General features: G+C 71.2%; 13 protein-coding genes. 8 read left to right on the top strand and 5 right to left on the bottom strand.

The features are described from left to right. Positions 1-9: 9 nt before the first annotated feature. The 3 genes from HC362_RS11180 to HC362_RS11170 form a co-directional block, all read right to left on the bottom strand. Entirely contained in the window at positions 10-3,699 is a 3,690-nt protein-coding gene (locus HC362_RS11180) for a hypothetical protein (RefSeq protein ID WP_243083813.1), read from the bottom strand. Further along, a complete protein-coding gene (locus HC362_RS11175) occupies positions 3,689-4,540 on the bottom strand; it encodes a DUF4132 domain-containing protein (protein WP_243083812.1) in 852 nt (283 codons plus the stop codon). The genes HC362_RS11180 and HC362_RS11175 overlap by 11 nt, the downstream gene beginning before the upstream one ends. Before the next feature lie 82 nt (positions 4,541-4,622). After that, positions 4,623-5,384, bottom strand: coding sequence for a DUF4232 domain-containing protein (locus tag HC362_RS11170; RefSeq protein WP_243083811.1), 762 nt, complete (start codon positions 5,382-5,384; stop codon positions 4,623-4,625). 349 nt (positions 5,385-5,733) lie between these two features. Between HC362_RS11170 and HC362_RS11165 the strand changes: the two genes are divergently transcribed. From HC362_RS11165 to HC362_RS11155, 3 genes are all read left to right on the top strand, one after another. Next, the gene (locus HC362_RS11165) at positions 5,734-7,191 is read left to right on the top strand and encodes an FG-GAP and VCBS repeat-containing protein (RefSeq protein WP_243083810.1); all 1,458 of its coding nucleotides are present in this window, start codon (positions 5,734-5,736) and stop codon (positions 7,189-7,191) included. 91 nt (positions 7,192-7,282) lie between these two features. Then, positions 7,283-7,675: a carboxymuconolactone decarboxylase family protein gene (locus HC362_RS11160; RefSeq protein ID WP_243083809.1), complete on the top strand. Its 393-nt coding sequence runs from the start codon at positions 7,283-7,285 to the stop codon at positions 7,673-7,675. Positions 7,676-7,679: 4 nt separating this feature from the next. Beyond that, entirely contained in the window at positions 7,680-7,895 is a 216-nt protein-coding gene (locus tag HC362_RS11155) for a hypothetical protein (RefSeq protein WP_243083808.1), read from the top strand. Between the two features lie 7 nt (positions 7,896-7,902). Here the strand turns inward: HC362_RS11155 and HC362_RS11150 are convergent, their stop codons facing one another. After that, positions 7,903-8,367 carry a VOC family protein gene (locus HC362_RS11150; protein WP_243083807.1) on the bottom strand — a complete coding sequence of 155 codons (465 nt, stop codon included), beginning with the start codon at positions 8,365-8,367 and terminating at the stop codon, positions 7,903-7,905. 185 nt (positions 8,368-8,552) lie between these two features. Between HC362_RS11150 and HC362_RS11145 the strand changes: the two genes are divergently transcribed. Then, positions 8,553-9,956: an MFS transporter gene (locus HC362_RS11145; RefSeq protein WP_243083806.1), complete on the top strand. Its 1,404-nt coding sequence runs from the start codon at positions 8,553-8,555 to the stop codon at positions 9,954-9,956. 14 nt (positions 9,957-9,970) lie between these two features. Beyond that, positions 9,971-10,588: a helix-turn-helix domain-containing protein gene (locus tag HC362_RS11140; protein ID WP_243083805.1), complete on the top strand. Its 618-nt coding sequence runs from the start codon at positions 9,971-9,973 to the stop codon at positions 10,586-10,588. A gap of 1 nt (position 10,589) precedes the next feature. Here the strand turns inward: HC362_RS11140 and HC362_RS11135 are convergent, their stop codons facing one another. Further along, positions 10,590-11,189: a hypothetical protein gene (locus HC362_RS11135; protein WP_243083804.1), complete on the bottom strand. Its 600-nt coding sequence runs from the start codon at positions 11,187-11,189 to the stop codon at positions 10,590-10,592. A gap of 333 nt (positions 11,190-11,522) precedes the next feature. Here HC362_RS11135 and HC362_RS11130 point away from each other — a divergent pair, with 333 nt between their 5' ends. The 3 genes from HC362_RS11130 (at position 11,523) to HC362_RS11120 (ending at position 15,432) form a co-directional block, all read left to right on the top strand. Then, positions 11,523-12,275: a GntR family transcriptional regulator gene (locus HC362_RS11130; RefSeq protein WP_243083803.1), complete on the top strand. Its 753-nt coding sequence runs from the start codon at positions 11,523-11,525 to the stop codon at positions 12,273-12,275. Between the two features lie 210 nt (positions 12,276-12,485). Further along, a complete protein-coding gene (locus HC362_RS11125; RefSeq protein ID WP_243083802.1) occupies positions 12,486-12,713 on the top strand; it encodes an SPOR domain-containing protein in 228 nt (75 codons plus the stop codon). 136 nt (positions 12,714-12,849) lie between these two features. Continuing rightward, positions 12,850-15,432, top strand: a complete 2,583-nt coding sequence (locus HC362_RS11120; RefSeq protein ID WP_243083801.1) for a SpoIIE family protein phosphatase — start codon at positions 12,850-12,852, stop codon at positions 15,430-15,432. The last annotated feature ends 163 nt before the right edge of the window (positions 15,433-15,595 follow it).

Genomic DNA, 15,595 nt, shown 5'->3' with positions numbered 1-15,595 from the left:
CCTGAACCCTCATCTGGGCGGCTGCCTCCGGTATGCCTCTGCCAGTCGCTGGGCCATCATGTGGGGGTTCCACAGTTGGCCCGGGTCGTTGGGCATTGCCGCGTCGTACAGCTCCAGGCGGGCTTCGGTGGGGATCCGGTGCAGTCTGTCGCACGCGTCGGCCGCCGCCGTCGCCTTCAGGCCCAAGGCGGTGCGGGTTGCGGGTGACAGGGATTTGTCGGTGCGGACACCGCTGGCGTCGATTCCGGGCAGGCCGGTCAGCCACAAGGCCGCCTCCGCGTGGTCGATGTCGGCGGCCTTGGCGAGGCAGGCTGCCGCGTCGGGGTCGAACGGCACCGGTTCGCGTCGCTCCAGCTCATCGGCCAGCAAGCGCAGCCGCTTGACGGTGGCCCAGCCTCGGGGCACCGGCCGGGTGTCGACGTAGCCTTCCGGCCGGGGCATGTCGCCCTGTTGCAGAAAGGCCTTGATTCTGTGGTTTCCGTCTGCTTGCGAGTGGGCCCAGTCGCCGAAGTGCATGGCGATGTCCAGCGGCAGCAGCTTGCCCTCCGCGGTGGACAGGGCCACCGGGGGTTCCTCGTCCCCGTCCTCGCCGGGGTCCAACAGGCCGCGGTGCAGTGCCGGATCGGTCAGCGGTGAGGAGGCCCAGAACCGCAGCAGTCCGATCACCGCCGCGCGGTGCTCGGCAGGGGTGACGGCGCTGGCCGCGCGGATGGCGAGGCCGCCGATGCGGCCGAGGAGCTCCGTCCAGTCGTAATGACTGCCGTGGACCGCCCAGTGGGCCATGGCCGTCTCGCCGTCGATCGAGCCGGTGAGGAACGCCGAGGCCAGCTCGATCTGCCGTACCGTGCCGCCGGTTCCCTCGTGGTAGTAGCTCACCAACCCGTCCACTGCGCCGTCCAGGTCCTGTTCCGGGACCTCCAGCAGCCGTGGGGCCTGCTGGTCGAGCACTTTCAGGAGCCGGTCCCGGTGCCGTATCCGGCGGTTGGTCTCCTCGAAGAACCCCTCCAGGCCGTCCAGCAGCAGGCGGTGGCTGACCTCGGGCAGCAGGGAGCCGAGGGCGCTCCGCAGCGCCGATGTGGAGGTGGCCGTCGCCGCCAGGAGGGCCCGCACGGTGTCCTCGGAGATCTCCCGCAGCGCCCGCGAGCCGGGAAGGTCACGGGGCGTCAGGAAGTGCCAGAACGCCTTCGGCGGCATGCGCCGGGTGCCCGCGGCCATCGGGGACGCGTGGTTGACGATCCAGTCCTGGTCCATCATGTAGACCCGCCAGTGCGCCGCACCGGTTTCCGGATCGCGTGCGGTGACGTCGTAGCCGCCGTCCAGCAGCAGTCGTCCGTCCGAGCCGGGAACGTCGAGGAGCCCCCAGGGTATCGAGGGCCTGGACGACCAGCGAGCGTGCGGCAGGGAACCGGTCGTCGGGAGAGCGGTGCCGTGGACGCCGTCGATACGGTGGTAGCGAACCCGGCCCGTCACGCGGTCGTAGGCGACCCTGAAGCCCAGGTGGGTCCCGTCGGTACCCAGGGGCGAGGTGGCCGTTCCGGCGGTGACCGGGGCCAGCGACGAATGCTCGATCAGCCAGCCCTCGTCCTCACCCAGCAGCGACGGATCGAGGAACGCGGGCAGGCCGGGCTCGCCGAGTTCCTCGGTGGCCAGGTCGATGGGGCGCACCACCCGGGATTCCTTGTCCACACCGGTGTACCACCAGTACGTACGGCCGTCGTGGAACATGTGGCCCTCGGGGCCGACCCGGCGATCGCCCCCGGTAAGGAGCCGGGGACCTACGAACCGCCGGGCGCGAGGCCCCAGAAAGGTGTAGCCGGGGCGCGTCTTCTCGCCGTACCGCCACTTCCACGAGGTTTCGCGCTCCGTATGGATCTCGTCCGGTGCGCCGGACCAGTACACGCTCTGGTCCTGGTTGACGGCGTGGAAGACCTGGAACTCCCCTTCGGAGAAGAACGCCCGCACGTCGTAGGTGAATCGGTTGGCGCCCTTCGGCACCACCAGCCGGTGCTCGGCGATCCGGCCGCCGGGGCCGATCGCGATGGCCTTGCGGCGGTCGTGCACGGTCAGGACGGGCCAGCTGGCCCGGCACCAGTTGTCCTTGCCCTTCAGCTCGCGGGCTGCCTCGTCCAGGGCGTCCCAGCCCAGTTCGTCGAGGATGCCCGCGCGCAGCGTCCTGGTCAGCGGGGTCACCAAGTCGATACCGGCGAGCCGGTCGAGGAGGTCGGGCAGTTCCGCCACCGCCTGCAGGGACAGCGTGTCGTAGAGCCAGTCGAACGCGTCGAGAGCGCTTTGGAGAGTGCCGGAAGTGGCGCACGTCAACCGGTCGTCGATGATCCTGCGCAGGAAGGGCCGCAGTGGCTCGATCGCCCATTCCCTCTTCCAGCGTTTGTCGGACCGCTTGTCCTCGAGGAGGGAACGGACCAACGGGTCGGTGAATCGGTCGTCGGCGGTCAGCACCTCCAGATCGACGCGGTCGTGCTCCCACCAGTGCCCCAGCAGCAGCTTCGGGTCCGGGTCCGGCACCGGGATGCCCGCCGCCAGGCAGCCCCCGATGACCGCCGCGTCGATGCGGTACTCCTTCGCTGTGCCGTTGCCGAGGCGCAGCGGGCCCTCTTCCGGGTCGATCCGTGCGGCCAGGCGTGGCAGCAGGTCCAGCAGCTCCTTGGGGGCCTTGGGGGGACGTGCTCCGGGTCCGCGGTAGCGGCGGAGCATCGCGGTGAGCCACCGGCCGGTGTCCTCGCCGAGCTGGTCGAGGGCGCCCGCCTCGTCGAGGAAGGCGACCCACCAGGCGTCCATGTCCGAGTGCGGGAGGTCGACCAGTTGCCACACCAGTCGCCTCTTCACTGCATCCGAGGCGGCGACGGCGGCCAGCCAGGTCTTGCGCTGCGAGGTCCAGAAGCCGTCCGCGGCCCGCCAGAGCGCGGGGGCTTCCACGAGGGCTTCCAGCATGGACGCGTGTTCGGCCGCCACGTCGAGGCCGGCGGCCTTGGCCAGTCTGGTGAGCTGCTTGAGCATCTCGGGCCAGGGCGGCAGGCCGCCGAGCGTACGGCGGACGGCCAGCTCTCGCAGCTCCCGGTAGGCCTCGACGGGGTCGCTCCGGCGCTTGCCGAGGTCCGCGACGTAAGCCTTGATGTCCTTGACCGACAGCGCCCCCGCGAGGGCGAACTCCAGGAACACCGTGCGCTGCCTGGCCGGATCGACGGACGGCAGGTACTGATCGGCCTGGCGTGCCCGGCCGAACATCATCGCCGCCTGCCGGTGGCGGTCGGCGGCGATGAACGCCCGGCCGACCTGTTCCCAGTAGGCGGGAAGGTGGGAGTCCGGCAGCGTCGCGGCGATCTGTCCGTACAGGTCGAGCGCTGGTCCGGGCCTGGGTCTGGCCAGCCGCTCGGCGCGCGCCATCTCGGGCGCCGCTGCCAGGGCCGCATCGGCGTGTGCGGGGTCGTGCAGCAGGGCCCACGCCGGGTAGCCGGGCTCCTGGCGGTACCCGGCTGCCACCGGTGCACCGATGTCGGGTGCGGAGAACCCGGCGGCGGCCAGTACCCGGTCCTCGCCGGGCGCGGCAGCCTGCCCGCTCAGCCGGACCACGGGGCGGGTGCCGAGCAGCGGGTGGGTGTAGCGGCGCGCGGTGACCGGCTCGCCGCCCGAGGTACCGGCGGGCGCCAGGCTCTTGTCCAGCGCGATCCGGTCACTGCTCATCGGTCGTCCTTCCCGCGTGGATCAGCTCTGCCATGCGTACGCCTTCGGACCAGGCCACCGGACCGACCGCGCCCAGTGCGACGGGCCGTTCGGACGCGTCCACCCACAACAGTCGTCCGGTCTCGATGGACAGGCCGGGATCGTCGGCCCCCAGCCAGTAGCGGGCCTGCAGACCGACGCCACCGTCCACGATCGGGACCATCGCGAATCCACCGCGCATGACGAAGCCGTACCGGGCGGCGCGGGCGGTGGCGTGACGCAGCTCCTCGAACTCGCCCCCGGCGTAGTCGTCAAGGCTGGTGGCTTCGGGGTCGATATTGTCGGGCCGGTGGTGGATCTCGCGGGCGAGCTGCGGGACGCCCTGCGTGGCGTCACGGCTGTCGAGCAGTTTCCGCCACTTCTCCACGTCGGACAGCAGGATCGGATGCGGCAGGGACACAGGGCCCACCGGCGGGGTGTGCGGAGCACCGTCCTGGTCCAGCAAGGCAGTACGCCCCTCCTCGGTCACCTCCGTCAGCAAGCCCGTCCGCCCGTCGACGACCACGACGAGGTGCGCCAGCGCCGACCGCCAGCTCGGGTCCGGCCATACGCGGGCCAGCAGGGCGGCGGGCACCGGAACGCCGGCCAGCAGCCAGGACTCCACGGTGGACCGGCATTCCTCCTCGTGCCGCAGCAACTGCTCGCGCAACTCGGCCAGTTTCTCGCCCATCGAGCTGCTGCGCACGGCTCTGGGGACTGACCGCAGCACGCGACCGTCGGACTTACGGCATCTGAGAGTGGTCCCGTCCAGAGCCAGTTCGTGGCCATGGGTGGCGGGCAACCACACAGGGAGGGTTGACATGCTTCGCATCGTGTCAGCCCCCTGTGACAATCCTCCTGGAGGTGTGACGATCAGCGTGGATGAGGTCCCGGTGGCGTGGTGGTCATTTGCCGGAGCCGACGGGGCCGACCGTGATCGGGGTACCGGAGCCGTCGGTGACGGGCAGGTTGATGCTGACGGGCAGGGTGCGGGACTGGGTCTCGTTGGGTGGGGTGACCACGAGGCTGGTGATGTTCACACCGCTGCCACCGGAGTTGTTGGGCGGGTAGCTGAGGGTGAAGCGGGTTGTCTCACCGGGCTGCAGGGTGACCGTCGAGGGCGTGAAGTTGTTGTTGCGGGTGGCGTGGAGGGAGCCTGCCTCGCCCCTGAGATCGACGCCCGGGAAGCCCTTCAGGGTGCAGGCGGCGGAGCCGGAGTTCCTGAGGTTCACCAGAAGAGTGCCCTCGGCCATGCCGTGCGAGGTGCTGAAGGCGAGCCCGGAGGTCTTGCAGGAGTTGGACTCGGGCGTCCCGGCCCCGGAGCCGCCCTTCGCGCCGGAGGAGGAGCTGCTCCCGCCGCTGTCCTGTGAGGAAGCGGACGGTCTCTTGTCGTTGTCGGCGCCCCCGTCGCGTGATTTCGACGACGACGAAGGCGAGGAACCGCCCTTCCGTGACGGGCGACTGGGGGAGTCGGCGGGTGCGGGTGCCGCTTCTCCGGCCACCTTCTTGGGCCCGGAGTCGCCCGGCCGCTCCGTACCGCATCCGGTCAGCACGGCAGCCGCCAGTCCCGCTGCCAGTCCCACCGCGGCAACCGCCGCCGGGCGCGCGTTCTTGTCCGTGCGCCTGTCCGTGCGCCTGTTCCTGCGCCTGTCCCTGTGTCTGTCCATGCGTCGTCGTCCGGTCCCCGCCCCTTCGGGCCGTCCGGGCGCGCCCGTCGCGTGCTGCTGCGGTTGTTTTCTCGCTACCGTCACTACCGTCACTTCCCGCCGTTCATCGCCACCGTGCACCGGATGCGGAGTGCCAGGCTCTCGCACCCGCACTCCTGTGCTGTACACAGTCTGATGACATGCACGCCGCGAAAGTTCACGGTGGGTCTCCGTTTTCGGCACGGTGTCCCGACGGGTTCTGGCGCAGGGGAGGGCCACAGTGCTGACTGACATGGCGGGACGGCCACAGAGACGGTCACGGAGACGGCCGCGGAGCGGGCGAGGGAGGGGGCGACGGAGTCGGATACGGATGGCCGCTGTCGCCGCCGCGTCGGCGTTCTGCGTGCTGACACCGGGGCTCACCGGGTGCGGCGCGTCCGGCGGTTCCCCGGGCGGTCCGGACAGCTCCTCGGGCCCGGTCTCGGGCACTCGCCCGCCTGCCGGGCAGGCGGCCGAGGGTGAGGACGGCCCGGACAGCGGGGACTTCAACGGCGACGGCCATGACGACTACGCCACCGTCGTCCGCTCCGAGGCCCGGGGCGGGAACCGCGGCGGGGAGACCCTGCTGGTGGTCTACGGCTCCCGGAAGGGGCTCAACCACGCCTGGACGACGCGGGCCCGCGGCACCTTCTCGTACGCGCCGCTGCGTACGGATCTGAACGGCGACGGCTTCACCGACCTGGTCGGTGGCCGCGCGCGTGGCACCGGGACGGAGACCTTCGCGATGTTCGGCGGGCCGCGGGGACTGACCGGTCCCCGCGCGCTCGACGTGCCACGGGGGTTCGGCCCGAAGGCGGCCGGTGACTTCGACGGGGACGGGAAGACCGATCTGTTCGATGCGGGAGGGGGAGCCGGCGGTGGAGGGGGCGGCCGGTCCGCCCGTATCGTCCACGGTCCCTTCGACCCCGCGGGAAAGCCGTCCCACGAGCATGCGCGCGAGCCCGTCTCCCTCGATCTGAGTCAGCACGGATACACGCACCCGGAGGGTGTGGCGGCGGGCGACTTCGACGCAGACGGCCGCACCGACCTTGTCCTTACCTACGGCTACGACGCGGAGGAGGACGAGACCGCCCCCGACGACCTCACCCCGGTCGCGTACTACCGGGGCACCCGGCGTGGCCTGTCCCGCGAGCGCGGCGTCGAACCGGCGTTGCGCGAGGCGCTGGCGGGCGGCGAGGACGGCCCCCGTACACCGTCCACCGGTGACGTGGACGGCGACGGAACCTACGACCTGCTGATGCCGCTCGCCGTTCCGACGTCGTACGAGGAGGAGAAGGCGGGCAAGGGAGGCGGCGTCGGCGTGCTCTTCGGTGCTCGCTCGGGACTGGGCACCGGAAAACGCACTCTGCGGATCACCGGCGGACGCGACTCCAGCTTTGGCGACTCCCCGGCGGTCGGCGAGGTGAACGGCGACCACCGCCCCGACATCGTCGTCAACACCCCCGACTTCCGCCGCCACGACGGCCTGGTCACCCTCCTTCCCGGGGGCCCGGGTGGCCCCTCTGCGAAGGGAGCCCAGGAGATCGACGTCACGGCCGAGGGGCTGCCCGGCACCCCCAATTCGCATCGCTGGAACCGCTTCACCGCCCGGCCCCCGCTCCTCGACACCAACGGCGACGGTCACGACGACGTCCTGGTCTTCGTCCCCCTCTACGACGCTCGCAAGGGCGCTTTTCTGGAGATCCCCGGCACCGGGAACGGCTTCGCTCCTGCCCGGGCTCGCCGGCTCACCCCGTCCGACATCGGCCTTCCGTCGGGGTGGCGGTGAGGCCCGAGGACGCCCGTCTTGCTGACGGCGAGCCCGCAGACCTAGCCTGCTATTAGGGTATATCTGTGCATATCGGGAGGAAGTGGTGATCATGGCCGGCCGCAGCCGCTCCGAGGTCGAGGCGGAGATCAAGGAGACTCTGGGCCTGGTTCCGCACTTCTTCGGTGCCATACCCGACGACCTCCTGGACGCCGAGTGGGAGGTCTTCAAGAAACTGGAACTCGGCGAGACGCTGATCCCGAACAAGTACAAGGAGCTGATCGGGATCGCTCTGCACTCCGAGACGAAGTGCCGTTACTGCACTCTCTTCCACACCGAGGCCGCGAAGCTCTTCGGAGCCACGGACGAGGAGATCCAGGAGGCCGTGCACTACGCGAAGTCCAGCCTGGGCTGGAGCGCTTACCTGAACGGTATGCGCGAGGACTACGACGACTTCGAACGCGAACTGGCCGAAGTCAAGAACTACCTGGCGTCGAAGGGCTGACCCGATGCGTCTGGAGTGGGCTCGCCCCGGGGTGCTGCACGCGACCGCGCACGTCTACGAGTTCTCGGCGCTGGTGGCCGCCGCCCGCCACGTGGTCGAGTCCGCCCCACCCGAGATCCCGCCCGAGGCGCTGGAAGGGCTGCGCAAGGTCCTCGCCGACTATGACGGGCAGGCGGAACAGTTGCGGGAGACGGGCGCGGCGAAGCCCCAGGGCCGCTGAAGCCGGGTCACGGTGAGCCGTCCGTGACCACGGGCGGCTGGTCGCGGCCGAAGATCCAGGGGGCCAGCACCACGTGCCAGCCGTCCGGGTCCTGGAAGAGGGTGGCTCCACGGTCGGGCCAGTAGGGGTTGGCGGCGGGGACGGGGCGGTGGCCGCGGGAGCGCAGCTGGGCGACGGCGCGGTCGTGGGCCGCCTGATCCGCGAGGTAGAGGACCAGCTGGTTCTCGGGGTGCGGGGCCGGGATACGGGGCGGATCGCCGTGCTGGGTGAGCTCCATATGGACGGGGGAACCGGGCAGGCCCAGGACGACTCCGTCGTAGTCGGCGTGATCGCGCCACTCGGCGAGGACGGGCAGGCCGAGGTCGTCGCGATAGAAGGCGCGTACGGCCTCGAAGCGGGCCGTCGGGCGGGCGAAGCGGACGGCGCCTACGGACAGGTGCTCGGGCCAGGTGTGGGCGAGTGGGCTGCTCATTGAGCAACCGTGCCATTCGGGAGCGCGGCAGGTCCTCGGGCGTGCGGCGGGAGTGCTCTGCGGCGTCGGACGTAGGACGTTCCGGCGGTGAGGTCGGTGAGGTCGGTGAGGTCGGTGAGGGGTGGGTGATGGCAACCCTCAAAGAAGTGTTTGACGGTTGGCTTCAGCTGCCGCACACTCCCTTCATGACTTCTCCCGTACCGGCCCGCCCCGACCGCGCCGCGCTCCGCGGCCTCCTGCGGCGGCGCGGCTTCCGCGACCTCGCGCTGGGCAGGGCGCTCACCTTCTTCGGCAACTCCATGGCGCCGGTCGTGCTCGCCTTCGCCGTACTGGATCTGGGCGGCTCGGCGGTGGACGTGGGGTTGGTCGTCGGGGCCCGGTCGGTCAGCAACGTGGCGCTGCTGCTGTTCGGCGGGCTGCTCGCCGACCGGATGCCGCGTGCGCTGGTGCTCCAGGGTGCCGCGCTGTCCGCCGCGCTGGTGCAGAGCGGGGTCGGCCTAGCGGTGCTGCTGGACCGGGCGCCGATCAGCGTGCTGCTGATCCTCAGCGTGGTGCAGGGCGCCGTGGCAGCCGTCTCCATTCCCGCCTCGGCGGCGCTGGTGCCGCTCACCGTGGAGCCGGGCGAGCTGCGTCCCGCCAACGCGCTGTCCCGGATGGGGATCAACACCGGGATGATCGCGGGCACCTCGATGGGCGGACTGCTGGCCGCCGTGGCGGGGCCGGGCTGGGGGATGGTGCTCAACGGCGCGGCGTTCCTGGGGGCGGCGTACGCCTACCGGCTTGCGGGACGCGAGCTCGCCCGGCGGACCACCGGCGCGGAGGCGGCGGCCTCCGCCGATCCGGCCGCCTCCGGCTCTGTCGCTCCGGCCGCCTCCGCCGGTCCGTCGGCTCCCATCCAGCCGGCCCGCCCCTGGCGGGAACTGCGCGAGGGCTGGGAGGAGTTCGTCTCCCGCACCTGGGTGTGGGTGGTGGTGCTCCAGTTCTTCGTGGTGAACGCAGTCTCGGCCGGGGGCATCCAAGTGCTGGGACCCACGGTCGCCGACGACACGATCGGCCGTACCGCCTGGGGTTTCGTCCTGGCGACCCAGATGGCCGGGGCGCTGATCGGCGGGCTGCTGGTGGCGCGCTCCAGATCGCGGCACGCGCTGCGCACAGGTGTCGCCGTCGTCGCGCTGGACGCGCTTCCGCTCCTCGCCCTCGCGCAATCGGCCGACGTGGCGCTCCTGCTGGCGGCGATGTTCGTGAACGGCGTTGCCATCGAGCAGTTCAGCGTCGCCTGGGACCTCTCGCTCCAGGAGAACGTGCCACAGGAGAAGCTGGCCCGGGTCTACTCCTACGACGCGCTCGGCTCCACCCTCGCCCTTCCGCTGGGCGAAATGGCGGCCGGACCGCTGGCCGAACGGTTCGGAGTGCGCCCGACGCTGCTGTGCGGGGTCGCGCTCGTCGCGCTGGTGACGGTGGGCTCGCTGTGCAGCAGTCAGGTGCGGGGGCTGACGACGGGCGATCCGGCCCCGGCCCCCGGCACCGATCCGGGTCCGGGCCTCGCCCCCGCCCCGGCCGTCGACGCTGCGGAGCGTGCGGGGAGGTGAGGCAGACTGGCCGGGTGCAGCCCGAACCCCGTACCGACCCGCCCGACCGCTCCCAAGACACCGAAGCCTCGGTCGCGGATCTACGGGTGCTCGCGCACCCGCTGCGGCTGCGCCTGCTCTCGCTGCTGACCGGGCAGGCGTACAGCGCGGCCGAGGCGGCGCGCGTCCTCGACCAGTCACAGGCCAACGTCAGCTACCACCTGCGCAGACTGCACGCGGCCGGACTTGTCGACGCGGTGGGCGAGGTTCCCGTACGCGGCGGTACGGCCAAGCGGTACCGCCACGATCCCGACAGCGGTGAACGTGTCGGACGCGGGGTCCCGCAAGGCGTCGACGCCTACCTCGCGCTGGCCGGCGCGCTGGGCGAGGAACTGCGGCGGCGTACGGCGCAGCGCGACACCGAGGTGCGGGGCGAGATGACGGACGCCGAGGTCTGGCTGGAGCCCCAGGTGTGGGAGCGGGTGCGCCGGTGCGTCCATGAGCTGGGCGACGAAGTGCACCGGCACGCGCTGCCGCCCGGTACCGAGGACGCCGTCCGGGTGAGCGCCACCCTGGTGCTGTTCGCGATGAAGGCCCAGGAGGAGACGAAGACCCAGGAGAAGGAGAAGGAGAAGGAGAAAGGTAAGGGCTGACTCACCCGGCGCAGTCGGCGCTCTCGTCGTCTGCGCTGAGGAAGTCGGCGACCAACTCGGGCGGGTTGGCGGCTCGGGTGAGTGCGAACATCGCGTCCGGGTCGAACATGTCGTAGAGGATCACCGGCAGCGGCCGCCCCAGCGCACGTACCAGGTCGCCGTCGGTGTGGAGTTGCCGCGCCAGGTCGACGCACAGCTCGTGGAAATGTGCGTCCAGGCGCTCCGCCCGCTCGTCCCGTACGTGCTCGGGCTCGTCGTCCTCGAACCAGAGGCCGGCCGCGCGTGCCTCCTGGCGGTGCAACTCGGCGCCGCGCGGATCGGCTTGCTCGTCGTGACCGATGACGCGGACGCCCTCCAGACCGGAGGGCGGAAAGTAGGCGTAGCTCCAGCGGGCTTCCCACGGTTCGGGCGAGCTCGGTTCCGCGAGCAGCCGCGCCACCTCGGCCTCGGTGTTGTAGCCGAGGGCCAGATAGGGGAAGCGGGGGTCCTGGTCGACGCTGTCGATCCGGAAGGTCACGGTGTAGAGGCCGGATTCCGGTCCGGTGGGGAACTCGGACAGGGCGCGCGCCGCCTGCTGCCTCATGTGCTGCCGGAACGTCATCGAGCGTTCTCCCAGGGGCCCGTGATGGCTCGTGGTGGCCGGTGGTTGCGGGTGGTTGCTGGTGGTGACCGGTCGCACTCTGTGGCCGGTTGAGGCCGGTTGAGGCCGGTTGTGGCCGGTGGTGCGGAACTCTAGTGGTCCGCCCGCGCGGCGGAGAGGCGAGGGGCGCGTGGGGCCTGAGCAGGTGCTCATCACATCGGGTGAAACTTTGGCCGACCGTTGCGGCCAACAACCCTCTGTTGTCAAGCTGTTGCTGACCGTCAGCATGACTCTGCACATGACTCTGCACCAGTCGGCTTCTCTCAGCATCTGTCCGAAACGGGGAGGGCACACGTGCCATTCGGTGAGCAGCCCGCGTATCTGCGTGTGGCCTCGGATCTCCGCAAGAAGATCGCGGACGGCTCGCTGCCGCCGCACGCGCGCCTCCCCTCGCAGGCCCGGATCCGCGAGGAGTACGGCGTCTCGGACACGGTCGCCCTGGAGGCCCGCAAGGTGCTGATGGCCGAGGGCCTGGTCGAGGGCCGCTCCGGCTCCGGGACGTACGTACGCGAGCTGCCGGCCGCCCGCCGGGTCTCGCGTACGGGCTACCGCTCGCTCGGCGAGTGCACCCCCTTCCGTCAGGAGCAGTCGGACGAGCGGGTCCGGGGCACCTGGGAGTCGCAGAGCGAGCAGGAGGACGCCTCGGACGACATCGCCGAGCGGCTGTTCGTCGAGCGCGGCGACCGGGTGATGCGTACCCGCTATGTCTTCCACGTCGACGGTGACCCGGTGATGCTCTCCACATCCTGGGAGCCGCTGGCGGTGACGGGACGGACACCGGTGATGCTCCCGGAGGAGGGGCCGCTGGGCGGCCGGGGGGTGGTGGAGCGCATGGCGGCGATCGATCTCGTGGTGGACAACGTCACCGAGGAGGTCGGCAGCCGCCCCGGGCGCGCCGAGGAGATGATGGCGTTGGGCGGCGTCCCCGGGCATGCGGTGCTGGTCATCGCGCGTACGTACTTCGCGGGCAAGCGGCCCGTGGAGACGGCGGACGTGGTGGTGCCCGCCGACCGCTTCAAGCTGGCGTACCACCTTCCGGTGAAGTAGCGCCGCTCCCTCCGTCGAGTGCGGGCGATCCCTGAGGGCGATTCGCGCCCCCGGTTCACGCCCCCGGTTCGCGCGCCGGTTCACGCCCCGGTTCACGCCCCGTCCGTGCTCCGGTTCACGCTCCGTGGGGAGCGAACACGTGGCCGAAAAATTTTGCCCCATGTGCAAAGCCGAATGCGGTGAGTGAAGGCCGGGCGTAAGCTCCGGCATATGCGAAGTGCGAGCGGCGACAGCGATGCGGTGCTGCCCTGGCAGCTCATCCGCCAGGACTGCCACGGCAACCGCTACCGCGTCGGCAGTTATGCCACCCGGGACGAGGCGCAGCATCTCGCCGAACGGCTGAGCGAACACCGGTTGAACGAACAGGGTGAGGGCTACCTGGTGGAGCACCGCGACCGCGTGGCCGCTCACGGTGAGCGCGGCGACAGCCGCACCTGATCCCAGACCTCACCCCTCATTCCGACCTCATCTGGCCCCTCCCTCTCCGCGTGCGCCCGATCGCGCAGTGTGTCGGGTATATGGATAATTGATCCATCTTGGACGTATCCAGATCCCGACCAGGGGCGTGGGCCGTGTGAGCACCGAACCCGCCGACGGGGCGACCTCGCTCCTCGACACCCTCCGCGTCGGGATCGTCATGCTGGACGGCTACGGCACCGTCCTGGTGTGGAGCCCGACCACCGAGGAGATCCTGGGCTGGCCGGCGGACGACGTGGTCGGGAGGTCCATCGAGGACTTCGTGGTCAGCGACGAGGCCGAGCGCCGGGCCCGCCGCAACAGCCTCGGCCGCACCGGAAGGTGGCGCGGCATCCTGCGCATCCGCCACCGCGCCGGACATGTGGTCGAGGTCGAGGGGCGCGGCTCGATGCTGCGGGACACCGATCAGCGGCCGTTCGTGCTCGCGAACATCATGGAGACCAGCAGGCTCCGTGCAGTCGAGCACGATCTGGCCGCGCTGGACGCGCTGTTCGCCTCGTCGCCGCTGGGCATCGCCGTCTTCGACACCGAGAAGCGCTTCGTCCGCTTCAACGACGCCCTCGTCCGGCTCAACAACGCCACCCGCACCGATCTGCTGGGCCGTACGGTCGCCGAGCTGCTGCCCGCCGAGATGGCCGAGGAGGTGATGGAGATCCAGTCCAGTGTGCTGGAGACCGGGCGCTCGGTCGTGGACGTGGTGACCGCCTCGCCGAACGGGCAGGGCGCGCGCTCCGTGTCGTACTCCCGTATCACCGACCGCAGTGGCAAGGTGCTCGGCGTCAGCTGCACCGTCATGGACATCACCGAGCGGCTGGAGGCCCTCAACAAGGCCGAGGCGGCGCGGCAGCGGCTCGCGCTGCTGGACGAGGTGGGGGTGGCCCTCGGCGATCTGCTCGACGTCCGGGCCATCTCGCAGGCGCTGGCCGAGGTGCTGGTGCCGAGATTCGCCGACTACGCGGGGGTCATGCTGCGCGGCGAGGTCGCCGTCGGCGGGGAGCTGCCCGAGCCGGTCATCTCCGTGGGGACGCCGCTGCACCTGTTCGGCTTCGCGGCGCGGGAGGCCGGGGAGCGGGTGGAGAGGCTGCTCCGGCTCGGAGGCGAGATCATCTACGAGCGCGAGTCGCTGCTCGGCCGCGCGCTGGACAGCGGAACCCCCCAACTGGCCTCCACGCCCGAGGAGATCCTGCGCGCCACCCGGCCCGGCGACCCCAAGGTGGAGGCCACCTTCGAGCTGGGGGTGCACTCGCTGATGGCGGTGCCGTTGCGGGCCCGCGGCACGGTGCTCGGGCTGCTGCTGATGAGCCGGGCGCACGGGGACGAGCCGTACGCGAGTGACGACCGGGCGCTCGCGGTCGAGCTGGCGGACCGGGCCGGCACCTTTCTCGACAACGCGCGGCTGTACGCGCGGGAGCGCGAGGGGGCCCTGATGCTCCAGCGGAGCCTGCTGCCGCAGCACATCGCCGAGCCGCCCGGGGTCAGCCTCGCCTACCGGTACGTGCCGGGCAGCAGCGGCACCGAGGTGGGCGGCGACTGGTTCGACGTCATCCCGCTGCCCGGCGGCCGGGTCGCCTTCGTGGTCGGTGACGTGATGGGGCACGGGCTGCACTCCGCCGTCACCATGGGACGGCTGCGTACCGCCGTCCGTACGCTGGCCGGCCTCGACCTGCCCCCGGACGAACTGCTCGCCCGTGTCAGCACCGTCGGGGACGATCTGTCGCACGGCCCCGACGACCCGCTGATGGCCACTTGCCTGTACGCGGTCTACGAGCCGGCGCCCACCTCGGCCGGCAGCCGGTGCGGGGTGCTCACCATGGCCAGCGCGGGCCATGTGCCGCCGCTGCTGATCTCCCGAGAGGAGGGCGGCTGCCGGGCCCGGCCCGTCGACATCCCCTCAGGCACCCCCCTCGGTGTCGTCGGAGCCGCGCTGGACGGCGGGTTCGAGCTGGCGGAGGTGGAGATCGAGGAGGGCAGCGTCTTCGTCCTCTACACCGACGGACTCGTCGAGAGCAGGGGCGAGGACATCACCGAGGGCATCGACCGGGTCTGCTCACTGCTGGCCGGGCCCGGCTGCTACCGGGCGGAGCCGGAGGAAGGGCTCGTCTGGAACGGCGCGGGCGCGTATGTCTCGCCCGGACCGGTGGAGGAGACCGGGTGCGGCGGCATCGAGCACGCGTGCGACGTGCTGATCGACTCGCTGCGCGCGCACGGCTCCAGCGTCCACGGCCACCTCAGCACTGGGGACGATGTCGCGCTGCTGATGGCCAGGCTCGGCGGGCTGCCGGGGGACACCGCCGCCTCCTGGTCGTTCACCACCGGCAGCTACGCCGTGCGGCGGGCGAGGGAGGCCGTACGCAAGACGCTGCGCGAGTGGGAGCTCTCGGTTCTGGAGGACATCACTGTGCTGCTGGTGAGCGAACTGGTCACCAACGCACTGCGCTACGCGCACGGCCCCATCGGCGTGCGGGTGGTGCGCGACACCAGCCGGGACCCGGCGGGTCGCGAAGGGGTGCTGGTCGTGGAGGTCTCGGACCCGCTGCCCGAGCCGCCGAGGGAACGCGTCGTCACCGAGGAGCAGGAGGGCGGCAGGGGGATTCAGATGGTGGCGAGCGAGGCGCGCAGGTGGGGCACCCGGCACGGTCCCGAGGGCAAGACGGTGTGGTTCGAACTGTCCCTGCCGTGAACGGACATACGGCCCCGTCCGGACAACCTGCCGCGGTGGCGCGGGGTGGCGTGGGTCCGGGCAGGTGAGCCTGTCCGGGCCGGAGAGCACTCCTGGGGTTCGACCCGGCATTACCTGGTTAGGAGTCAGGGGGTGACCCCCGTGAACAACGGGGGTACGCGCA

The organism is Streptomyces sp. 891-h (assembly GCF_022760275.1).
Taxonomy (GTDB): Bacteria; Actinomycetota; Actinomycetes; order Streptomycetales; family Streptomycetaceae; genus Streptomyces; species Streptomyces spirodelae.
This window is presented reverse-complemented; position numbering and strand designations above follow the sequence as displayed.